Below are 21,894 nucleotides of genomic sequence, written 5' to 3' on the forward strand. Positions count from 1 at the left end.
CCAAAATGAGGCGCTCAAAGACCCGTTTGCCATGAGTTAAGGCGTGGGAAATCGCATCGGTCTTTGCGGCCCGTGCCTCGGGCGGAATTGGTGCGTCTTGGAGCCGCAAAGGGGCACGCAAGAGCCGTGGTGAGGCGGTCAGCCTGCCGCAACCACACGACGGGCGCCGCCTTGCCACTGTCTAGAGGCCGCCGGCCGGCTGAAGCGGTTGGCCGGCACCCAATCCCGAGCCGCTACTGCCCGGCGGCGTGAGTGCGTAGGGGTCGCTTGCGGCGCCATTCTTGTGGGGGGCATCCGCATCGTTCGCTGAGGGCTCTGTCGTTTCCGCCGCCGGCTCCGCCCCGGGGCGAAGTGCCTCCGGAAGATCCTGCGGGGGTGTCTGATCCAGCGGATCGCCGCTTTGCTCGATCTTCGCCACGCGGCCGTTGGCGTCGTAAATCACGACCAGGATATGCTTGAAGGCCTTGTTCTTCCCGCGCTTGTCGTAGAAGACGTAGGTTTCCCGCTGGTTGTGGTGAAAGATGTCCTTCAGGGCCGGCGTGCCGAGGATCTGATTGACCTCGCTCTTGTCCATGCCCACCTTGAGTTGTTCGACCTGCTTGGTCTCGAGGATGTTCCCCTGGGCGATGTCCGGCTGGTAGACCTTGATGAAGCTCGGGATGTACACGGACGAACAGCCGGTCAGCGCGAACATCAGAAGGGTCAGGGCAGACAGGGTGCGGTAGGGAAAGGGATGCATGGCGTTATTCTGGTGTGGGAAAAGGGGTGCGCCAATCATACGCAACTGCGCGCGGTTTGTTCCAGTGGTAACGAATAAATTGCCGTCGGACGGCTGAAAATCTCTGGAATAATGAGAATCAGGTACAATCCGGTTCCAGTTGCCGCCGTGGCGCCCCAAGCGCGCGGAGTGTCCTGTCGGACGACAGGGGTGCCGAAGTCCATCGGGTTCTTGGCAGGGCGGCTGCCCGATGAAGTCGCGCATGGCTTATCGGGGAATCATGCGATAGAGGGACGAGATCTTGGAACAGAACGAACTTAAGAAAGCCGGGCTCAAGGTCACCTTGCCGCGTGTCAAGATCCTGGAGATCATCGAGAGCAATCCGGACTGGCACATGAGTGCCGAGGACGTCTACAAGGAGCTGCTGAACCGGGGCGACGACGTCGGACTGGCCACGGTGTACCGGGTTCTGACGCAGTTCGAGGCGGCCGACATTCTCAAACGACATCAGTTCGAGGGGGGGAAGTCGGTTTTCGAGCTGATTTCCAAGGGCGATCACGACCATCTCGTCTGCATCAAGACCGGTCTGGTCGAGGAGTTTCACGACCCCGTCATCCAGGAACGCGTAGCGGCCATCGCCGAACAGCATGGTTTCGATCTGACGGATTATTCGCTGGTCATCTATGGCATCAGCGACCAGGCCAAGAACAAGAAGAAATAAACCTCGCCCGTTGATTTGGGCCGAATCCGGCCCGTTGGCATCCCTAATCTATGCCTGCCCTTGCGCGATCATCTCGCGTGCTGCCTCACGCGTTTGCTCCGTCACCGCCACGCCCGCCATCATCCGGGCGATTTCCTCGATGCGCGTGGCGTCGTTCAGGGGGGTGATTTCGGTGACGGTCCCGCTTTCGTGGTGATGCTTGTGCACCTGGATCTGGTGCTGGCCCTGTGCGGCCACCTGGGGCAGGTGCGTGACGCAGAAGACCTGGCGGGTCTGTCCCAGTGCGCGCAGATGACGGCCGACGATTTCGGCGATCGCACCACCAATCCCCGTATCGACCTCGTCGAAAATGAAGGTTTCGACCGGATCGAACGCCGCCGTGAGGGTCTTGATCGCCAGACTGACCCGGGCCAGTTCGCCGCCCGAGGCAATCTGGTCCAGCGGCTGCTTCGGCTGCCCCCGGTTGGCGCTGATCAGGAACGTGATCTCGTCATGACCGTGCTCGGGTCGCTGATCCTGCGCTGAATCGTTGGGGGCGACCCGGATCTCGATGTCGCCATGAGGCATGCCGAGCTGCCGAATCGACTCGGTCACCGAGCATTCGAGCTTGCGTGCGGCCGCCTGCCTTTGTTCCGCCACCTGTCCGGCCAGTCGGTCGTAGGTTTCTTCCAGCTGGGCAATCTCTGTGTCGATCGAGGCGCTGGCGGCATCGACCTGTTCCAGATCGGCAGCTTCCGCGCGAAGCGCCGCCATGTGGTCGTCCAGCTGCTCCGGTGGAATCCGGTGCTTGCGCGCCAGCTGATGGAGCGCGTCCAGCCGTTGTTGCACGCGATCGAGTTCGGCCGGGTCGTTGTCGTTTTCGTTCAGGGCGTCCCGCAGGCTCTCTGCCGTCTCGTTGACCTGGATGCGCGCGACCTCCAGGGCATCGACCAGCGGTGACAGCCGCTCGTCGAGTCCGGTCAGGCGGCTCAGGGCGTGCGTTGCCTGACCGAGCTGGTCGTGGACGTTCTCGTCGGCGTCGAACAGCCGATCGAGCTGGGCGGCAAGGACGCTGCGCCACTCGTCCTGTCGGGAGAGCCGTGTCAGTTGTTGGTGGAGCCGGTTGAATTCGTCCGGTTCCGGCGCCAGCATGTCGATTTCCTCGAGCTGAAAAGCAAGCAGCTGTCGTCGATCCGCCCGAGTTCGGGCTTCCCGAAGGGCTTCATCCCGCAAGGTCTTCAGTCGCCGCAGCTCCCGGGCCGTCTGCCCGAGCGTTCGCACCGTATCCTCCAGCCCGCCGAAGCTGTCGAGCAGTGCGCGCTGATAGCGTTTTTCCAGCAGTTTCTGGTTGTGATGCTGGCCATGCACGTCGATGAGCAGTGCGCTCAATGCCTTCAGGGTGGCCGCGGTCGAGGGACGCCCGTTGATCCAGATCTTGCCGCGGCCTTCCCGGTTGAGCGTGCGGCGAATGATCAACTCGTCTTCCAGCAGGTCCTGTTCCTGCAGAAACGTTGCGACCGGACCGGGCGTGGCGTAATCGAAGACCGCGATGACCTCCGCTTCCTCTTCCCCGGCGCGAATCAGCTGGGTGTTCGCGCGATCCCCCTGGATCAGGCCGATGGCATCGATCAGGATGGATTTCCCGGCGCCGGTTTCGCCGGTCAGGGTGGTCATGCCCGGGGCGAAATCGAGACTGAGTCGGTCGATCAGTGCGATATGTCGAATCGTGAGCGCGGTCAGCATGGTGCTAGCGGCCTGTGGCGCTGGGAGTACGGACGGGATTAACCACTTTGTTCGCCCCAGCAGAGTTTGGTGCGCAGCAGGGTGTAGTAGTCATGGCCGCAAGGGTGGATCAGCCGAATGTCGTGATGGTGACGCCGAATCACCAGGGCGTCGCCGACCTCGAGCGGCTGGTTGATCTGGCCGTCGAAGCTCACCGAGCCACCGCCGCGGGACTGGGCTTTGGGGACGATCTCGATCACGTGACTGTCGCTGATCACGATGGGGCGGTAGCTCAGGGTGTGCGGGCAGATGGACACGATGCCGATGGCCGGCAGATCGGGGGCGATCAGCGGGCCGCCCGCGGACAGGGCATAGGCCGTGGACCCGGTGGGGGTGCAGATGACCACCCCGTCGGAACGTTGGTGATTGAGCAGTCGCCCATCGATACGCATTTCGAACTCGACCATGCGGGCGGGGTCGCGCATCTTGAAGGTGACGTCGTTGAGGGCGATGGCATTCATGACCCGCGTATCGCCGCGCATGAGCGTGCCTTCGAGAAGAAAGCGTCGATCCTCGACGAATCGTCCCCGGAGAATCGCGCTCAGGTACAGCTTCAGATCGCTGGGCCGGATGTCGACGAGGAACCCCAGGCGTCCCAGGTTGACGCCCATGATTGGGATGTCCCATTGACTCAGGCTGCGGGCCGCATTCAACAAGGTGCCGTCGCCGCCCAGCACGATGATCAGGTCGCGATCGGGCTGGTTGCGTTCGAATCGTGCCGGCTGCATGCGGCTGATGGGGCTGTCGCAGGATTGCTCCAGTGCCCAGTCGATGCCCATCTCGTCCAGCAGGCTGGTCAGCTTCTTGAAGGCCGTCCGGATGGCCAGGTCGGCCGCCGGTTTGGTGATGATGCCGATCCGCTTGAAGTAGGGCGCAGCATCCCCGGGTGTCCCCGCCCTGTCGCGGCAGTCGTCGATGTCTGCGGCGGGGTCCGTGGTCGGTCCGGTTCGTGTCTGGCGAAGATCTGCCACAAGTAAAACCTTGGAGTTGCCTGTTGTGTGATCGGAAACAATGTCGGGCAGTCGGGACTGCCGGCAACCATTCCGTTGTCCTCGGGCGCGCCTGCCCATGCCACCTAATATATCAGAAGTGTTTTTCCCTGCAGGCCTGTCTGCGCGCCTTCTGCGGCAGAAGCGGCGAAAACGGGCAAAAAAATGGAATTTGTCGGGGTTTTCGGTCTTGAAATTGGTTCGGGGAGCCCCAATCAACAGGGCGTGGCCTAACTTGGACCTTTCATTTTTCGATTCATCACGCACAGAGGACCGTACCATGACGGAACAATCAATACCCCCGGCTGACGAGGCGACGCCCCAGGACAAGGGTCAGAACATGGGTCAGGAAAATGCCCAGGAAGCAGCGGGTGCCGCCGCTCAGCCTGATGCGGCGATTGATTTGACGGAAAAGCTGGCCGAGCGGGAGCAGGAAGTCCTGCGGCTGCATGCCGAGATGGAAAACCTGCGCAAGCGCGCCGAACGGGACATCGAAAACGCCCGCAAATTCGCGCTGGAGCGGTTTGTCGATGGCCTGTTGCCCGTGGTCGATTCCCTGGAAATGGGGATTCAGGCCGCCGAGCAGCCGAATACCCCCCTCGACAAGATCCGCGAGGGTAACCAGATGACCCTGAACGTGTTCCTGCAGACCCTGGAGAAGTTCGGCGTGCAGCCGGTTCATCCGGTCGGCGAACGCTTCAATCCCGAGCATCACCAGGCCATTTCGGTCCAGCCGCACGAGGGGCCGGCCGATCATGTGATCAGCGTGATGCAGAAGGGGTATCTCCTGAAGGATCGTCTGGTCCGCCCGGCATTGGTCGTGGTCTCGAAGCCCCAGGAATGACGACCGGGCTCTTGAAATCGGCCGCAGCGCCCGCACATAGGTAGCTGTGGTGCCTGGGGCAGGTCGCCCGGGACGCGCATTCAGAACTGTCATACGAACTACATTCAATTCACGAATTTTTGAGGTAAGCATCATGGGTAAAATCATCGGGATCGACCTGGGTACCACCAACTCCTGCGTGGCCATCATGGAAGGCAAGTCTGCCAAGGTCATCGAGAACGCCGAAGGCGCGCGCACCACGCCGTCGATCGTGGCCTACGCCAACGAGGGCGAGATCCTGGTCGGCCAGCCGGCCAAGCGCCAATCGGTCACCAATCCGAAGAACACGCTGTACGCGGTCAAGCGTCTGATCGGCCGTCGTTTCCAGGAAGAGGCGGTCCAGAAAGACATCGAGCTGATGCCCTACCAGATCGTCAAGGCCGATAACGGCGATGCCTGGGTCGAAGTCAACGGCAAGAAGATGGCTCCGCCGGAAATTTCTGCCCGTGTGCTCATGAAGATCAAGAAGGACGTCGAGGCTTATCTGGGCGAGGAGGTCACCGAGGCCGTCATCACCGTACCGGCCTACTTCAACGACAGTCAGCGCCAGGCAACCAAAGATGCCGGCCGCATCGCCGGTCTGGACGTCAAGCGGATCATCAACGAACCGACCGCGGCGGCCCTGGCCTATGGCATCGACAAGAAGGACAACGCGGATCGCAAGATCGCGGTCTACGACCTCGGTGGCGGTACCTTCGACGTATCCATCATCGAAGTGGCGAACATCGACGGCGAGAAGCAGTTCGAAGTGCTGTCCACGAACGGCGACACCTTCCTGGGCGGTGAAGATTTCGACAATCGCCTGATCGACTTCCTGGTCGACGAATTCAAGCGCGAGCAGGGCGTGAATCTAGCGAACGATCCGCTGGCCATGCAGCGTCTGAAGGAAGCGGCGGAAAAGGCGAAGATCGAACTCTCGTCCACCGAGCAGACCGACGTGAACCTGCCGTACATCACGGCAGACGCCAGCGGTCCGAAGCACATGAACGTCCGTCTGACCCGCGCCAAGCTCGAGTCGCTCGTCGACGACCTGATCACCCGCACCATCGAGCCGTGCCGCGTCGCACTGAAGGATGCCGGGGTTTCCGTCGGCGACATCGACGAAGTGATCCTGGTCGGCGGTCAGACCCGCATGCCCAAGGTGCGCGAGGCGGTGAAGGCCTTCTTCAACAAGGAGCCGCGCAAGGACGTCAACCCCGATGAAGCCGTGGCGGTGGGTGCCGCGATTCAGGGCGGCGTGCTGTCCGGCAGTGTGAGCGATGTCCTGTTGTTGGACGTTACCCCGCTGTCGCTGGGTATCGAAACCATGGGCGGCGTGATGACCAAGCTGATCGAGAAGAACACCACGATCCCGACCAAGGCCAGCCAGGTGTTTTCGACCGCTGACGACAACCAGACCGCCGTGACCGTGCACGTCCTGCAGGGTGAGCGCGAGATCGCCTCGGGCAACAAGTCGCTGGGCCGTTTCGACCTGACCGACATCCCCCCGGCACCGCGCGGCATGCCGCAGATCGAAGTGACCTTCGACATCGATGCCAACGGGATCCTGAACGTGTCCGCCAAGGACAAGGGTACCGGCAAGGAGCAGAAGATCGTCATCAAGGCCAACTCCGGTCTGAGCGATGAAGAAGTCCAACGGATGGTGGACGATGCCGCAGCGCATGCCGAGGAAGACAAGAAGCTGCGGGCGCTGGTGGACGTGCGCAACCAGGGCGATGGCCTGATCCATACCGTCGAGAAGACGCTCAAGGAAGCGGGCGAGGCGATGTCGGATGCCGACAAGCAGCCGGCGACCGATGCGATCGCCGCGCTGCGCGAAGCCATGAAGGGCGACGATCAGGCGGAAATCCAGGCGAAGATCGAGGCGTTGAGTCAGGTTTCCGCCGAGCTGATGCAGAAGTCCGCTGCCGGTGCGCAGCCTCAGGGCGAGCCGGGTGCGGGCACATCGGGCGCCGCGCAGAAGGACGACGACGTCGTCGATGCCGAGTTCGAGGAAGTGAAGGACGACAAGAAGTAATTCGTCCTCGGTGATTGCCGCCCCGGGATGGGGCGGTTTTTTCGTGCAGGGACGACCCAATTCATGCAGCACGAGCGCGACAGGGGCACAGGCCCCTGTACGCTTGTCGCGAACGAACTTTTGAGCGAGCTATGGCAAAGCGTTGTTATTACGAAGTGCTCGAGGTAGAGCGCACCGCAACGGCGGACGAGCTGAAGAAGTCCTATCGTCGACTGGCGATGCGCTTTCACCCCGACCGGAACCCGGACGATCCTGCCGCCGAGGAACGCTTCAAGGAAGCCAAGGAGGCCTTCGAGGTTCTGTCCGATGCCCAGAAACGCGCGGCTTACGACCAGTTCGGTCATGCCGGTGTCAATCCGGGCGCGGGTGCCGGTGCCGGCGGATTTGGCGGCGGTGCCGGCTTTGCCGATATCTTCGGCGAGGTGTTCGGCGACATCTTCGGGGGCGGCGGTGGCCGTTCGCGCGCCTATCGGGGCGCGGACCTGCAGTACAACCTGAAGATCACGCTCGAAGAGGCCGTGCGCGGCACGACCGTCGAGATCCAGATTCCCACGAGCAAGCCCTGCGAAACCTGCGATGGCACCGGCGCCAAGCCGGGCACGGGACGCAAGACCTGCGGTACCTGTCACGGGGCCGGAGCGGTCCGCGTGCAGCAGGGATTCTTCTCGATCCAACAGACTTGCCCGACCTGTCAGGGTGCGGGCGAGATCATCGAGGATCCCTGCGGTACCTGTCGGGGTTCGGGTCGGGTGGAAACCCAGAAAACCCTGTCGATCAAGATTCCTGCCGGTGTCGATTCCGGGGATCGGATCCGCCACAGCGGCGAGGGGGCCCCTGGGGAGCAGGGCGGCCCGGCCGGCGATCTCTATGTACTGATCGATGTCAAACCGCACCCGATCTTCAAGCGAAACGACGCCGATCTGTTGTGTGAAATGCCGATCAGCTTCGTAGTGGCCGCGCTCGGTGGCGAAATCGAGGTGCCCACGCTGGATGGTCGCGTGACACTGAAGATTCCGGCGGAAACGCAGACCGGCAAGGTGTTCCGTCTGCGGGGCAAGGGTGTCCAGCCCGTGCGGGGCGGCGCACCCGGTGATCTGCTGGTGACCGTGCATGTCGAAACGCCGGTCAAGCTCACCGCGGAACAGCGGGAGTTGCTCATGGCCTTCGAGCGTTCGTTGAGCGGGGAACAGGGTGGGGACGTCGCGGCACAGCATCGGCCGCGCGAGCATTCCTGGCTGGATTCGGTCAAGCGCTTCTTCGACGATCTGCGTGGCGACTGATCCCGCGTGAACCCCGGGAAACCGCTGTTTCCCCCGGGGCTAAAACCGGCTTCTGATTTGACATTCGGGGTGAAGATTCATATATTCCGCATCCCGCGATCAAAGATAAAAGAAAACCGGGCCCCACTTGGGGCTTTTTTATTTTGCATCTTATTTTAGAGAGACCGAGCCGCCGTGCAGAAAATTCCCGAGTCCATTGAAGCGCTGTTGCAGCCCGTCGTCGAGGCGTCGGGCTGCGAGTGGGTGGGCGGCGAGTTTCGCGGCGGTCCGGACGGTTTGCTGCGGGTGTATATCGACACCGAGGCCGGCGTCACCCTGGACGATTGTTCGCGGGTCAGCGACGCGCTGAGCGGCGTGCTGGATGTCGAGGACCCCTTTCCGGGCTTCTACCGTCTGGAAGTGTCTTCGCCCGGTGTCGAGCGACCCATGTTCCGCGCCAGCGACTTCGCCCAGTTCGTCGGTCAGAAGGTCCGGGTGCGTCTGCACCGTCCGTTGGCGCAGCGCCGCCGATTCGATGGCATCGTCACCGGTGTGGACGGCGAGCAGATCAGCGTGACGGTCGAGGGCGAACCCTTCACCTTCCCGTACGCCGAGGTGGAGCGGGCCAATCTGGTATTCGAATTTGGTGAACAGAAACGCGACCGTAAAGGCACGGCGCCCAAAGGAAAAACCCAATCATCATGAGCAAAGAGATACTTTTCGTCGCTGATGCGGTCTCCAACGAGAAAGGGGTGGATCGCGCCGTCATTTTCGAGGCGATCGAAGCCGCACTGGCCCAGGCCGCACGCAAGCGTCATGGCGGCGATATCGATGCGCGTGTCGAAATCGACCGCGAGACCGGGGATTATCGGACGTTCCGTCGCTGGGAAGTCGTGGCGGGCGAGTCCTCCGAGTTTCCCGAGCGCGAGATGATTCTGGAAGCGGCACAGTTGGACGATCCGACGATCCAGGTCGGCGACTTCGTCGAGGAAGAGATCGAGTCGGTCGAATTCGGCCGCATCGCCGCCCAGGCTGCCAAGCAGGTCATCGTGCAGAAGGTGCGCGAGGCCGAGCGTCGGCAGGTGGTGGATGCCTATATCGATCGCAAGGGTAGCCTGATCATGGGACTCATCAAGCGGATCGATCGCGGTAACGTCATTCTGGATCTCGGCGGCAACGTCGAGGCGCTGATTCCTCGCGACGAGATGATCGGTCGCGAAGCCGTTCGCCCGGGTGATCGTCTGCGCGGCTATCTGGCCGACGTGCGCCACGAGCCGCGCGGTCCGCAGCTGTTCGTCAGCCGCACGGCGCCGGAGTTCCTGATCGAACTGTTCAAGCTGGAAGTGCCGGAGATCGACCAGGGTCTGATCGAGATCAAGGGCGCGGCGCGCGATCCGGGTCTGCGTGCGAAGATCGCCGTGCAGTCCCGCGATCCGCGCATCGATCCGGTGGGCACCTGCGTGGGCATGCGGGGCTCCCGTGTCCAGTCCGTCACCAACGAGCTGAACGGCGAGCGCGTCGACATCATCATCTGGGATCCGAGTCCGGCTCAGTTCGTGATCAATGCCATGTCACCGGCCGAGGTCGTGTCGATCGTCGTGGACGAGGACCGGCACAGCATGGACGTCGCCGTGACCGAGGAAAAGCTTTCCCAGGCCATCGGTCGGGGCGGTCAGAACGTGCGTCTGGCGAGCCAACTTACCGGCTGGCACCTGAACGTGATGGGCGAGGAGGAAGCGGTTGCCCAGATCGAGCGCGAAACCCGCCGCGCGGTCGAATCGTTCATGCGCGATCTCGATGTCGACGAGGACGTGGCCTCCGTGCTGGTCGAGGCCGGTTTCTCCTCGCTGGAAGAGATCGCCTACGTGCCGACCGCCGAACTCCTGGAAGTGGAGGGCTTCGACGAGGATATCGTTGAGGAACTGCGCAACCGGGCCCGCGACGCGCTGCTGACCCAGGCGATTTCCAGCGATGTTGACGAGGCCGCGGATGCTGAGCCGTTGAACATGGCCGAATTGGCAGGCATGACGCCGGAACTGCTGACTGCTTTGCAGGCAGCCGGCGTCGCGTCCGCCGATGATCTGGCCGAGCTGTCGATCGATGAGTTGACCGAGTTTGACGGCGTGGACGAGGCGTTGGCCCGCAGCCTGATCATGGCGGCGCGCGCCCCCTGGTTCAACTGATTGCCGTATCCGCCGCACCTGCATGCCCCGCGCGGGCGGCGGGTCGGTCGGTATCGGCCCCATAATCAACGCTGGCCGTCGCGGGCGGCAGCGATTTGCGCCTTACCGGACGCGTGTGCGATCCGGTAATCGAAATTTACGTAGTGAGACGACCACAGGAGACCCCATGTCCGAGGTCACGGTTAAAGATTTAGCAAAAATTGTTGGTGCCACGCCCGAACGCCTGCTGGTACAGCTTGCGGAAGCGGGCGTTGCGGCCAGTTCGGCCGATTCACTGATCAGTGACAGCGACAAGATGAAGTTGCTGGCGCACTTGCGTCAGGGGACGGCTGCCACTGCCGGCGCGCCACGGCCCAACCGGATTACCCTGCAGCGCAAGAAGCAGGAAGAAATCAAGGTGGGTGGCGGTGCGGCGCGTGGCAAGACGGTGGCGGTCGAATACCGCACCCGGAAGACCTATGTGGCGCGCGATATGGCGGATGCTTCCCAGCAACCGGTCAGCGAGTCACCCGCCGTTGCCCCCGCCGCCGAGCCGGCGACAGCGCCTGAAGTGGCCCCGGCCAAAACCGCGCCGGTTTCCGCGCCCGAGCCGGCCCCGACGCCAGTCGTTGCGTCTGCAGACGCGGTGGCCGCAGAGCCGGTGGTCGAGACACCTGCGCCGGAAGTGACGCCTTCGCCGGAGAAGCCCGAAGCTGCGCCAGCGCCTGCCGCGTTCGATACGGTGCTCGAGGAGGCGCCCGAGGCCGAGCGGTCGGCCGAGACGCAATCCCCGGAAGTCGACGAAGTGACGGGACGACCGAAGTCCCGCCTGCGGATCATCGCCATGCCTTCCGAGGCGCCGGGCATCGATATCACCAAATCCGACAATCTGTCCGGTCGTGGGAACTCGTCCTCGGATGAGCCCGAGCGCAAGAAGGGCGCCAAGCATGGCGGCAAGGGTCGCCATGAGCGGGAGAGCCAGGGTGGCCGTGCGGAACTGCATCTGGGTGCCGGTGCGCACGAGCGCCGCGCCAAGCGGGCGAAGAAGGCTACCGGTCGCGGCGGCGCGACTGCGGCGAAGCAGACGAATTTCGAACGCCCCACGGCGCCGGTGGTCCGTGATGTCACGGTGCCGGAGACGATCTCCGTTGCCGACCTGGCCCAGAAGATGTCCGTCAAGGGCGTCGATGTCGTGAAGACCCTGTTCAGCATGGGCGTGATGGCGACCATCAACCAGATGATCGATCAGGATACGGCCATTCTCGTGATCGAGGAGATGGGGCACAACGCGATTCCGCAGTCCGAGTCCTCGCTCGAGGAGGAGCTGATGGATGCGGTCGAGCAGGGCGTTGCCCTGCCGCGTCCGCCAGTCGTCACCGTCATGGGTCACGTCGACCACGGCAAGACTTCCCTGCTGGATTACATCCGCCGCGCCAAGGTCACAGCGGGCGAAGCCGGCGGCATCACGCAGCACGTGGGCGCCTATCACGTCGAAACGAGCCGCGGCGTCATCAGCTTCCTCGATACGCCGGGCCATGAAGCCTTTACCGCCATGCGTGCCCGGGGGGCGAGCGTAACCGACCTCGTGATTCTCGTAGTTGCCGCCGACGACGGGGTGATGCCGCAGACCAAGGAAGCGATCCACCATGCGCGTGCGGCCGACGTGCCGATCGTCGTGGCCATCAACAAGATCGACAAGCCGAATACCGACCTGGAGCGCGTTCGCAGCGAACTATCCCAGGAAGGCGTCATTTCGGAGGATTGGGGCGGCGACACGCAGTTCGTTCCCGTGTCGGCGAAGACCGGCCAGGGGATCGACGAACTGCTGGATGCGGTGCTGATTCAGGCCGAGGTCCTGGAACTCAAGGCACCGGTCGAAGGCCATGCCAAGGGTACCGTGGTCGAATCCTCTCTGGAGAAGGGCCGTGGCCCCGTGGCCACCGTCCTGGTGCGCAGCGGCACCCTGAACAAGGGGGATGTCGTGCTGGTCGGTCAGGAATATGGCCGGGTGCGTGCCATGCTGGACGAAAACGGCCAGCCGATCGAATCGGCCGGTCCGTCCATCCCGGTGGTTATTCTCGGTCTCTCGGGCACGCCGCAGGCGGGCGACGATCTCGTCGTGCTCGAGGACGAGCGCAAGGCGCGTGAAATTGCGCTCTTCCGGGCGGGCAAGTACCGCGACAGTCGTCTGGCGAGTCAGCAGTCCTCGAAGCTGGAAAATCTGTTCGAGCAGATGAAGGAGGGCGAGGTCGCCACGCTGAACGTCCTGGTCAAGTCCGACGTGCAGGGCTCGGCCGAAGCCATCCGCGACAGCCTGAACAAGCTGTCTACCGACGAGGTGAAGGTCAACGTCCTGATGAGCGGCGTCGGCGGGATCACCGAGTCGGATGTCAACCTGGCGCTCACCTCGAACGCCATCATGATCGGCTTCAACGTCCGTGCCGAAGCCTCGGCGCGCAAGCTGGCCGCGGCACAGAACGTCGAGATCCGCTACTACAGCATCATCTACGAGATGATCGACGACGTGAAGCAGGCTATGGCCGGTCTGCTCGGCACTGAAACCCAGGAGAAGATCGTGGGTCTGGTCGAAGTTCGGGACGTCTTCCGTTCGCCGAAGTTCGGTGCGATTGCCGGCTGTATGGTGACCGAGGGCCTGATCCGCCGCGGCAATCCGATTCGGGTTCTTCGCGACAACATCGTGATCTACGAAGGCGAACTCGAATCCCTGCGCCGGTTCAAGGACGACGTCCAGGAAGTCCGTTCCGGATTCGACTGCGGTATCGGGGTCAAGAACTACAACGACGTGCGCGTCGGCGACATCATCGAAGTCTTCGAGCGGGTCGAGGTGCAGCGGACAATGGACTGACCGGCATCACCTGCGTCGTCCGGAGGGCGTGACGCGCGCTCCGGGCAACCGGTGAGCCGCGTCCATTCATTCAATCAGGGTATGGACCGATATGCCTCAAGGTTTTGGTCGTCATCAACGAGTGGCGGAACAGATTCGCCGTGAAATCGCCGATCTGCTGCGCGAAGAGATCCGTCAGGCGGGCATCAGCCTGCTGACCGTCACCGATTGTGAAGTGACACGGGATCTGAGCTTCGCGCGGATTTATTACAGCGTCTTGAATGCCGAGGAACGCGATCGCGCGCAGGCCTGGCTGGATAGCGCCGCCGGTCATCTACGCAGTGAGCTGGCGCACCGGATGCGCTTGCGCAGCGTGCCGCGGCTGAGCTTCCATTTCGACCCGTCCATCGAGCATGGCATGCAGATGGATGCACTGATCTCTGCCGTCCGTAAACAGGACGATGCACACAGTGCTGCGGCCGGCGAATCTGACGCCGACGATTCGGCCTCACCCGATACCCCGAATCCGGAGCGTTAGGATCGTGGCACGACGGCGCCGCGGGCGCGAAATCAACGGCATTCTGCTGCTGGATAAACCGTTGGGACTGAGTTCCAACCAGGCCCTGCAGCGGGTGAAACATCTGTTCAATGCGGCCAAGGCGGGGCACACGGGCAGCCTCGATCCGGAGGCGTCGGGCCTGCTTCCCCTGTGCTTCGGTCACGCGACGCGCGTTTCCGGCCTCCTATTGGATGCGGACAAGACCTATCGGGTGATCGGACGGCTGGGGTTGCGTACCGAGACGGGCGACATGGAAGGGGCCGTCATCGAGGAACGTCCGGTACCGACGCTGACCGCCGCGACGCTCGAGCCCTACCTCGCGCAGTTTCGCGGGTTGGTCGCCCAGGTGCCGCCCATGTACTCCGCGCTCAAGGTGGATGGGAAACGGCTGTACGAATTGGCCCGCGCCGGTGAAGTCGTCGAACGCAAACCGCGGGATATCCACTTCTATCGCATTGAACTGCTGAAGTTCGATGGCCGGGATTTCGAACTCCTGGTTCATTCGAGCAAGGGGGCTTATATCCGTACGCTCGTCGAGGATATCGGTGCGGAGATCGGTTGTGGCGCCGTGGTGACACGGCTTCGGCGCACCGGCCTCGGGCCCTGGTTGTTCGAGTCCGACGGGGCCGATCCGGCGGTCGATGCCTCGGGTGCACGCATGTGGACCCTCGACGCGCTGAAAGAAATCGTTGAAGGTGGGGAGGAATCGGCGATCGACCGTGTTATCCTGCCCACCGATTCGGCACTGTCCGGCTATCCGACCGTACGGTTGGATTCGGAAAGCGCCTTTCATATTCGTCATGGTCATCCGGTGTTTGTGGGCAATGCGCCGCAAACAGGGCTATTCCGTCTGTACGGGCCCGACGACCTTTTCCTGGGTATGGGGGAAGTTCTGGATGACGGTCGAGTCGCGCCGCGGCGTTTGTTCGCGGCGTTGTGAGCGCCCCCTGACCGGGGGCGGCATGGCATGGGTCATGGGCACTGAGGTGCTCGGACCGCATGTTTTTTATCAACCATACACGCCCAGGTGAAATAGGAGTTTATCCATGTCTCTGACAACTGAAGAAAAGGCCCAGATTCTGGCCGATTACAGCCGCGGCACCAGCGATACCGGTTCTCCGGAAGTCCAGGTTGCCCTGCTGACGCACCGTATCGTACACCTGACCGAACACTTCGCGACCCACAAGAAGGATCACCATTCCCGCCGTGGTCTGCTGAAACTGGTCAACCAGCGCCGCAAGCTGCTGGACTACCTGAAGTCCAAGGATCTGGGGCGCTATCAGGATCTGATCGCGCGTCTGGGTCTGCGTAAGTAAGACCCGTCATGGACTCGTTACGGCTTCGCGCCTCGAGTCCTGACCGTAATTCTGGCAAGTCCCGGCGCGGGACCTGCCCCTCGATCCCGGACTCGTGCCGGGATTGTGCCGTCTGAGTGCCGGAATTCCGGGGCTTGGGACGGTTTTTTCATATTTGATGACGAGTTAGGGGAAAGGTGTGACCGTATTCACAGAACGATTTGATTATGGTGCCCATGCGGTCACGTTGACCACGGGCGAGATCGCCCGTCAGGCCTCCGGGGCCGTCATGGTCGAAATGGGCAAGACGGTGGTTCTGGTGACCGCTGTCGTGGCGTCGTCGCCGGAAGCCGGGCAGGACTTCCTTCCCCTGACCATCGAATATCAGGAAAAATTTTATGCGGCCGGTCGAATTCCGGGCGGTTTCTTCAAGCGGGAAGGCCGTGCGACCGAGGCGGAAACGCTGATTGCCCGCTTGATCGATCGGCCCGTACGCCCGTTGTTCCCGAAAGGGTTCTACAACGAGGTTCAGGTGATCGCCCAGGTGCTGTCCCTCGACCCCGAGGTGGATGGCGACATCCCCGCCATGATCGGCGCCTCCGCCGCCCTCGCGCTTTCCGGTGCGCCCTTTGAGGGGCCATTGGGTGCGGCACGCGTCGGTTATATCGATGACCGGTTCGTGCTGAATCCGTCCAGCGAGCAGCTCAAGAACTCCCGTCTGGAACTCGTGGTCGCGGGGACCGATCACGCCGTACTGATGGTCGAGTCCCAGGCCGACCAACTGCCGGAAGCGGTGATGCTCGATGCCGTGATGTTCGGCCATGCGGCGTTGCAGTCGGCCATCGGTGCCATCCGCCGTCTGGCGGAACAGGCCGCCCGTCCGGCCATGGCCTGGGCGCCGCCGATCGAGCATCCGGAACTGGCCGCGTCGATTCGCGCCGCATTTGGCGAATCCGTGACCGAGGCCTATCAGATCGCCGACAAGGCCACGCGGTATGCCCGGTTGAAGGAACTGAAGGCCGACGCCGTCGCCCAGTTCGCCGCGGCGGAATCGGTTGAATCCAAGCTTGTCGAAGCCCTCTTCGAAGCGCTCGAGTCGTCCATCGTCCGGGGACGGATCCTGGATGGTGCCCCACGCATCGACGGTCGCGATACCCGCACGGTTCGGCCGATCACGGTGCGTACCGGCGTTCTCCCCCAGGTCCATGGCTCCGCCCTGTTCACCCGCGGCGAGACCCAGGCCCTCGTGGTGACGACGCTCGGCTCTGCCCGGGATGCCCAGCTGATCGATGCAGTCATTGGCGAACGCAAGGAATCCTTCATCTTTCATTACAACTTCCCGCCGTTCAGCGTGGGCGAAACGGGTCGTTTCGGTGCGCCGAAGCGCCGGGAAATCGGTCACGGCAACCTCGCGCGTCGGGGCGTTCAGGCCGTGGTGCCCGGTGAGGGCTACCCCTATACGCTGCGGGTCGTCTCGGAAATCACCGAATCCAACGGCTCGAGCTCCATGGCGAGCGTCTGCGGCGCTTCCCTTTCCATGATGGATGCCGGGGTGCCGGTCAAGGCGGCGGTAGCCGGTATCGCGATGGGGCTGATCAAGGAAGACGATCGGTTCGTCGTGCTCTCGGACATTCTGGGTGACGAGGATCACCTGGGCGATATGGACTTCAAGGTGGCCGGTACGGCCGACGGCGTCAATGCACTGCAGATGGACATCAAGATCAAGGGGATCACCCGCGAGATCATGCATCAGGCCCTGGCGCAGGCAAAGGCAGGACGCCTGCATATCCTCGGCATCATGAACGCCGCCCTGGCGGAGCCGCGCAAGACCGTTTCCGCCAATGCCCCGCAGTTCCTGACCATGCAGATCAATCCGGACAAGATCCGTGAGGTCATTGGCAAGGGCGGGGCGACGATTCAGGGCATCACCCGCGACACGGGAACACAGATCGATATCTCCGAGGAAGGATTGGTCACGATCAGTGGCAGTTCCCAGGCGGGTGTCGAGGCCGCCAAGCTGCGTGTCGAGCAGATCACGGTCGAGCTCGAGATCGGCAAGATCTACGAAGGCAAGGTCGTGCGGATCACCGATTTCGGTGCGTTCGTCAACATCCTGCCGGGAAAGGATGGTTTGCTGCACATTTCCCAGATCTGCGAAGAGCGTCTGGAAAAGGTCACCGACCGTCTTCAGGAGAACGATATCGTGCGTGTGCAATTGCTGGAACCGGACAAGCAGGGACGCATGCGCCTCTCGATGAAAGGGCTCTGACCCCGCTTTGTTCCCGGTTCGTTCCCCGTTCGTTCCCCGTTCGTTCCCCGTTCGGGGCGGGAGAATGCGGTATGTCCGCCGCGTCATCGGCGTTGCCCGACGGGTGGCGTGATGAGGCGTTGCGGCCCGCGTTGTTCGCTAGCGTGAATTTGCGTTCCCCAATCGGGGTGCGATGCGTTAATCTCCACGGGTCTTTCTGTGAATTCGGGTGAGAGCTTCCTTATGCAACAGGTTCCTTCGGTCGCGCACCGGGTGCGGCTAGCACGTCAACCCATCGTCGATCGTGAGCTTCAGACGGTCGGTTATGAACTGTTGTATCGGGCTCAGGATGCCGATCAGATTGCGCGCATCAGCAATTCCAATCAGGCGACGGCTTCGGTGGTCATCAATGCCTTGACGGAAATTGGGCTCGAGTCGCTGGTGGGCACGCAGCAGGCATTCATCAATGTACCGATGAAGCTCATGTTCAGCGACGTACTCAAGGGTATTTCAGCGCGACAGCTCGTGTTGGAGATTCTGGAAACCGTCGAGTGCAACGAGGCGACGGCCAAGGCCATGAGCGAGCTCAAGGCCTGCGGGTTCCGGATCGCCTTGGACGATTTTCCCACCAATCATCTTGGCGATCCCTGTGTCACCAACGCCCACTACATCAAGCTTGATGTACTGGCCGAGGGCGTGGACAAGGTGGCGGATTCCGTGGCGCGTGCGCATGGCGCCGGGCTCAAGGTCGTTGCCGAAAAGGTCGAGGAATGGTCGGACTATGAGGCATTGAAGGCCGCCGGGGTCGAGTATTTCCAGGGCCATTTCTTTGCGCGTCCCGAAATGATTCTTCGGCCCTCCATTCGGGCCAACAAGGCGAACCTGCTCAGTCTGCTGATCCTGATGCAGGATGACAACATCACGATGGATGCGATCGCCGACAAGGTGAACACGGATCTTGCCCTGAGTTATCGTTTGTTGCGGCTGGTAAATTCTGCGGCCATCGGGCTGCGGCGCAAGGTGGATTCGGTGCAGGATGCCGTGCGTATGCTCGGCCTGAATACCATTCGCAGCATGGTCTATCTCTCGGCCCTCACGGGCGTGGACGGCAAGGCGCCGGCCCTGGTCAAGACAGCGCTGGTGCGGGCGCGCTTTGCCGAAACCCTGGCCAAGAAGACCCAGCTGGCCAATCCGTACTCCGCGTTTCTGGTGGGGCTGTTTTCGACGCTCGATGCGTTCTACAACCAGCCGATCGACCAGATCGTCTCCGAGTTGCCTCTGGCGGACAACATCACCGCCGCTCTGTCCGAGCGGCAGGGCATTCTGGGCGAGATTCTCGAATACGTCGTGTTCTACGAACGGGGACAGTGGCTGGAAGGGGACGAAACGACCGACAAGCTCAACGAGGTTGCCCCGGAACTTTACGTGACTTCCGTGCACTGGGCGGAAACGCTTCTCTAGCTATCTCCGGCAGCTCCGGGGTGTACTCAGGGGCAAAATCGCCCCTTTTTCAGAACGCCACGGTGTCAGGCGTCGATCGGATCAGTAGCGACCGCAGCCCTGATTGATGTAGTTCATCATCTGGAGTTGCTGCTGGTTCATCCGTCGAACGATTTCGCGGATGCTGTAGACGATGGCGCGCATCACCTTGTACACGATGATGGGATTGTCGATCAGCAGACCTTCCAGGCGGGTGCGGTGTATCGTCAGTACCGTGGCATCGCCGACCGCACGCAGGGTCGCGCTGTGCGGGGAACCATCCAGAAAGCCCGACTCCCCGGCGAGGTCGCCGGGGCCCAGCAGATGCAGGGTATCGCTGAACCCCCGGCCAGTATCGCGGCTGACGGCCAGGCGGCCCGACGCGACGACGAACAGGGTATCGCTGCTCGATCCTTCCGCAAACAGCAACTGGCCATTGGCGATGGTGCGCTGTTCGCAGATCGTCGCCAGGGTATTGCATTGTTCCAGGGTTAATTCACGACCAATCACGGTGTCTTGCAAGGCACGGCCTTCAATAGTCATTCTGCGGTTCCAGCGGTGTAGTTTGCCCTTTTCTCGGGGGGCGGCTCAACGGAGCCCACGGGCGATTGTGCGCTATTTTCAAGCGTACGATCAAGCGTGGGTCCGGGCCGGGCATGAAAAGACCCGCCGGGTTCCTGTCATCCTGAAGGCATGTTCCGTCAGGGGGCAGGCGCGTGGCGGGTATTTGGTTAGCCCGAATCGAGTCTTCGTTCGGGCATGATTTCGGTGCGGGGCTGAGGGCCTGTCTCAGGGTTTGGCCCCGGCTTCGGGCTGGGCGGTTTCCTCGTGGGCGGGTGATGCCGGCGTGGCCGCTTCCGAATGTGCCTCGGCATGTTCGTCTGCCGGTGCGGCAGGCTTCGGTGCTTCGACCGGAGCGGTAATCACCACCTTGGCCTCGGCACGGAGCTTCTTGACGAGTTTCTCGATCTCGGCACGCCGGTACTGGGTTTCCAGTTGCGGCTTGAGCTCGGCGAATGTCGGCGGTTTGCCTTCGCGGGTATCCTCGAGCTTGATCACGTGCCAGCCGAATTTGGACTGGACGGGTTCCTGCGTGATCTGGCCCTTCTTGAGCTTGGCGACGGCTGCGGAGAATTCCGGCACCATCTGATCGAGATCGAACCAGCCCAGTTCGCCGCCCTGCTTGGCAGAGCCGGGGTCCTGGGATTTTTCCTCGGCCAGCTTGGCGAAGTCGGCGCCGCTATCGAGCTGCTTGATGATCGCCTCGGCCTCATCCTTGGTCTTCACGAGGATGTGGGCCGCCTTGTACTGGGTCGTCTTGGGATAGCCCTGGACGAACTTGTCGTAGGCCGGCTGAAGATCGGCATCCGTGATCTTCATCTGGCTCAGGTACTTCGAGAGGTAGTCGTTGGCCAGCTGGTTGTCCACGGCATTTTCGATCTGAGCCTGGGTCCGGGGTTCCTTGTCCAGTCCTTCCTTGCGCGCAGCAGCGGCCAGCAGGCGCAGTTCGATCATCCGCTCGACGAGTCGCTGCTCCGGCATCGGCGTGGGCAGGGAGCCCTGAATCACCTTGAGATTTTCCTCGTACAGCGGCTTGCCGTTGATGGTCGCGACGACCTTGCCGCTGGCCACTTTTTCGGTGGGGGCCGTCTGGTTGGCGGCCTGTTCGCCCAGGGGTGTCTTGGCTGCGGTCGATGACTGACCATTGCCCTGGCAGCCTGCGAGGCCGGCAAAGGCGACCAGGATGGCCCCCGTCAGGGTCGTATTCTTGATCCAGTGTGCATTCAGCATGGGTTCATTTCCTTTTGAGCGGTGAGGGAAATCGAGGGAGGGGAATTATTTGCCCACGGTCTGTCCGTAGGTCTCGCGATAGGGCAGGATTTCGACCTGCGCATAGACGCCCTGGGCAAGATAGGGTTCGGCATTCACCCAGGCCTGGGCGTCTTCGACGCTCGGAAAATCGGCGATGATGACGCTGCCGGAGAATCCGGTGACCATCGGGTCGCCCTCGGCGTCGGGCAGGGTCGGCCCGGCCGTCAGCAGGCGGCCTTCCGCCTGAAGGGCATCCAGGCGGGCGCGGTGTTCGCTGCGAAACGCCAGACGCTGCTGCAGTCGGTCCGGGTGGTCGGTGGCTATGATGGCAAAGAGCATCGGTCGTTCCTTGTCGTTGGGTGAGTCGGGTCGGGCAGGCGAGAATCGTGTTGTCTGTCGGCTTAACTCGGGCGTTCCGGATCCTTGGCGTCGACGGCTTCCACGACTTCGGCGGTGTTTTCCGCGTAGCGGGCCAGATAGATGCCCTGCAGGATCATGAACACGAAGGTCATGCCCATCAGGCCGAACAGCTTGAAATTGACCCAGGCGTCCTGGGAGTAGTGGTAGGCCACGTAGATGTTCACGGCGCCCGAGAGCACGAAGAAGGCCACCCAGGCCCAGTTCACGCGGTGCCAGATCGGCGTCGGGACGGTCAGCACGTGCTCCATCATGCGCTGGACGAGCGGTTTTGTGCCGAAAAAGGCGCTGGCCGCGAATACCAGGGCAAACAGCCAGTTGAGGATGGTCGGTTTCCACATGATGAAGACGGGATCGTGGAGAACCAGCGTCATGCCGCCGAACACGAGAATCAGACCGGCGGAAATCCAGTGCATGTTCTCGACCTGCTTCTTGACGAACCAGCCGTAACTGATCTGCGCCACGGCGGCGACCATGGCTACGCCGGTGGCGACATAGATGCCGCCGAGCTTGTAGGCGACGAAGAACAGCAGGATCGGAAAAAAATCGTACAGAAACTTCATGGGATCAATCGGGATACACTAAAGTGATGGGCGTCCAATCGGGACGCTTGGATCGCGTCATCTTAATGGATTTGTGCGACGTGCGCTGAGCCTTGGACGTTTTTTTGATGTCGAGGTTCCCGCAGGGTTTTCCGGCCGCGTCGCGTATCGTCCCATCCCGCTCGCG

At 62.3% G+C, this 21,894-nt stretch carries 19 protein-coding genes; 12 read left to right on the top strand and 7 right to left on the bottom strand.

From position 1 onward, the window contains the following. Positions 1-181: 181 nt before the first annotated feature. A complete protein-coding gene (locus tag A9404_RS11935) occupies positions 182-739 on the bottom strand; it encodes an outer membrane protein assembly factor BamE (protein ID WP_066101951.1) in 558 nt (185 codons plus the stop codon). Between the two features lie 280 nt (positions 740-1,019). On the opposite strand from A9404_RS11935, the gene fur reads away from it, so the two are divergent. Continuing rightward, the gene (gene fur, locus A9404_RS11940) at positions 1,020-1,439 is read left to right on the top strand and encodes a ferric iron uptake transcriptional regulator (protein ID WP_197490349.1); all 420 of its coding nucleotides are present in this window, start codon (positions 1,020-1,022) and stop codon (positions 1,437-1,439) included. A gap of 48 nt (positions 1,440-1,487) precedes the next feature. Here the strand turns inward: fur and recN are convergent, their stop codons facing one another. Next, positions 1,488-3,161, bottom strand: coding sequence for a DNA repair protein RecN (recN, locus tag A9404_RS11945; protein ID WP_066101957.1), 1,674 nt, complete (start codon positions 3,159-3,161; stop codon positions 1,488-1,490). Between the two features lie 38 nt (positions 3,162-3,199). Further along, positions 3,200-4,171, bottom strand: a complete 972-nt coding sequence (locus tag A9404_RS11950) for an NAD(+)/NADH kinase (RefSeq protein ID WP_197490350.1) — start codon at positions 4,169-4,171, stop codon at positions 3,200-3,202. A 298-nt stretch (positions 4,172-4,469) separates the two neighbouring features. On the opposite strand from A9404_RS11950, the gene grpE reads away from it, so the two are divergent. The 11 genes from grpE to A9404_RS12005 all read left to right on the top strand — a co-directional run bounded on the left by grpE (position 4,470) and on the right by A9404_RS12005 (position 18,918). Further along, the gene (gene grpE, locus A9404_RS11955; RefSeq protein WP_066101959.1) at positions 4,470-5,033 is read left to right on the top strand and encodes a nucleotide exchange factor GrpE; all 564 of its coding nucleotides are present in this window, start codon (positions 4,470-4,472) and stop codon (positions 5,031-5,033) included. Positions 5,034-5,166: 133 nt separating this feature from the next. Next, positions 5,167-7,089 (top strand): molecular chaperone DnaK, encoded by a 1,923-nt coding sequence (gene dnaK, locus A9404_RS11960; protein WP_066101962.1) that lies wholly within the window; start codon positions 5,167-5,169, stop codon positions 7,087-7,089. 131 nt (positions 7,090-7,220) lie between these two features. Further along, complete coding sequence (gene dnaJ / locus A9404_RS11965; RefSeq protein WP_066101965.1) at positions 7,221-8,369, top strand: molecular chaperone DnaJ; 1,149 nt, start codon at positions 7,221-7,223, stop codon at positions 8,367-8,369. Between the two features lie 174 nt (positions 8,370-8,543). After that, positions 8,544-9,053, top strand: coding sequence for a ribosome maturation factor RimP (gene rimP, locus A9404_RS11970; protein ID WP_066101968.1), 510 nt, complete (start codon positions 8,544-8,546; stop codon positions 9,051-9,053). Further along, on the top strand, positions 9,050-10,531 hold the full coding sequence (gene nusA / locus A9404_RS11975; RefSeq protein WP_066101971.1) for a transcription termination factor NusA: 1,482 nt from the start codon (positions 9,050-9,052) through the stop codon (positions 10,529-10,531). The genes rimP and nusA overlap by 4 nt, the downstream gene beginning before the upstream one ends. Positions 10,532-10,697: 166 nt before the next feature. After that, entirely contained in the window at positions 10,698-13,376 is a 2,679-nt protein-coding gene (gene infB / locus A9404_RS11980) for a translation initiation factor IF-2 (protein WP_066101974.1), read from the top strand. 91 nt (positions 13,377-13,467) lie between these two features. Then, positions 13,468-13,893, top strand: coding sequence for a 30S ribosome-binding factor RbfA (gene rbfA, locus A9404_RS11985; protein ID WP_066101976.1), 426 nt, complete (start codon positions 13,468-13,470; stop codon positions 13,891-13,893). A gap of 4 nt (positions 13,894-13,897) precedes the next feature. Continuing rightward, complete coding sequence (truB, locus tag A9404_RS11990; RefSeq protein WP_066101979.1) at positions 13,898-14,854, top strand: tRNA pseudouridine(55) synthase TruB; 957 nt, start codon at positions 13,898-13,900, stop codon at positions 14,852-14,854. A 106-nt stretch (positions 14,855-14,960) separates the two neighbouring features. Then, positions 14,961-15,230 carry a 30S ribosomal protein S15 gene (rpsO, locus tag A9404_RS11995; protein ID WP_066101982.1) on the top strand — a complete coding sequence of 90 codons (270 nt, stop codon included), beginning with the start codon at positions 14,961-14,963 and terminating at the stop codon, positions 15,228-15,230. 178 nt (positions 15,231-15,408) lie between these two features. Further along, positions 15,409-17,478, top strand: a complete 2,070-nt coding sequence (gene pnp, locus A9404_RS12000; protein ID WP_066101985.1) for a polyribonucleotide nucleotidyltransferase — start codon at positions 15,409-15,411, stop codon at positions 17,476-17,478. Between the two features lie 222 nt (positions 17,479-17,700). Beyond that, positions 17,701-18,918 carry an EAL and HDOD domain-containing protein gene (locus tag A9404_RS12005; RefSeq protein WP_066101988.1) on the top strand — a complete coding sequence of 406 codons (1,218 nt, stop codon included), beginning with the start codon at positions 17,701-17,703 and terminating at the stop codon, positions 18,916-18,918. An 81-nt stretch (positions 18,919-18,999) separates the two neighbouring features. On the opposite strand, the gene A9404_RS12010 is transcribed toward A9404_RS12005, so the two are convergent. The 4 genes from A9404_RS12010 to A9404_RS12025 form a co-directional block, all read right to left on the bottom strand. Then, positions 19,000-19,479, bottom strand: coding sequence for a Crp/Fnr family transcriptional regulator (locus A9404_RS12010; RefSeq protein WP_066101991.1), 480 nt, complete (start codon positions 19,477-19,479; stop codon positions 19,000-19,002). 246 nt (positions 19,480-19,725) lie between these two features. Then, the gene (locus tag A9404_RS12015) at positions 19,726-20,727 is read right to left on the bottom strand and encodes a peptidylprolyl isomerase (RefSeq protein ID WP_066101993.1); all 1,002 of its coding nucleotides are present in this window, start codon (positions 20,725-20,727) and stop codon (positions 19,726-19,728) included. Between the two features lie 45 nt (positions 20,728-20,772). Continuing rightward, entirely contained in the window at positions 20,773-21,087 is a 315-nt protein-coding gene (locus A9404_RS12020) for a YciI family protein (RefSeq protein WP_066101997.1), read from the bottom strand. A gap of 62 nt (positions 21,088-21,149) precedes the next feature. Then, positions 21,150-21,728, bottom strand: a complete 579-nt coding sequence (locus A9404_RS12025) for a septation protein A (protein WP_066102000.1) — start codon at positions 21,726-21,728, stop codon at positions 21,150-21,152. Positions 21,729-21,894 lie beyond the last annotated feature (166 nt).

Source organism: Halothiobacillus diazotrophicus, assembly GCF_001663815.1.
Taxonomy (GTDB): Bacteria; Pseudomonadota; Gammaproteobacteria; order Halothiobacillales; family Halothiobacillaceae; genus Halothiobacillus; species Halothiobacillus diazotrophicus.

Coding starts and splice junctions, on each gene's coding strand:
- dnaK (WP_066101962.1), top strand. CDS start 5,167: ATGGGTAAAATCATCGGGATCGACCTGGGTACCACCAACTCCTGCGTG.
- rpsO (WP_066101982.1), top strand. CDS start 14,961: ATGTCTCTGACAACTGAAGAAAAGGCCCAGATTCTGGCCGATTACAGC.
- A9404_RS12015 (WP_066101993.1), bottom strand. CDS start 20,727: ATGCTGAATGCACACTGGATCAAGAATACGACCCTGACGGGGGCCATC.
- A9404_RS12010 (WP_066101991.1), bottom strand. CDS start 19,479: ATGACTATTGAAGGCCGTGCCTTGCAAGACACCGTGATTGGTCGTGAA.
- nusA (WP_066101971.1), top strand. CDS start 9,050: ATGAGCAAAGAGATACTTTTCGTCGCTGATGCGGTCTCCAACGAGAAA.
- rbfA (WP_066101976.1), top strand. CDS start 13,468: ATGCCTCAAGGTTTTGGTCGTCATCAACGAGTGGCGGAACAGATTCGC.
- A9404_RS12005 (WP_066101988.1), top strand. CDS start 17,701: ATGCAACAGGTTCCTTCGGTCGCGCACCGGGTGCGGCTAGCACGTCAA.
- dnaJ (WP_066101965.1), top strand. CDS start 7,221: ATGGCAAAGCGTTGTTATTACGAAGTGCTCGAGGTAGAGCGCACCGCA.
- recN (WP_066101957.1), bottom strand. CDS start 3,161: ATGCTGACCGCGCTCACGATTCGACATATCGCACTGATCGACCGACTC.
- A9404_RS11935 (WP_066101951.1), bottom strand. CDS start 739: ATGCATCCCTTTCCCTACCGCACCCTGTCTGCCCTGACCCTTCTGATG.
- A9404_RS12025 (WP_066102000.1), bottom strand. CDS start 21,728: ATGAAGTTTCTGTACGATTTTTTTCCGATCCTGCTGTTCTTCGTCGCC.
- A9404_RS12020 (WP_066101997.1), bottom strand. CDS start 21,087: ATGCTCTTTGCCATCATAGCCACCGACCACCCGGACCGACTGCAGCAG.
- grpE (WP_066101959.1), top strand. CDS start 4,470: ATGACGGAACAATCAATACCCCCGGCTGACGAGGCGACGCCCCAGGAC.
- infB (WP_066101974.1), top strand. CDS start 10,698: ATGTCCGAGGTCACGGTTAAAGATTTAGCAAAAATTGTTGGTGCCACG.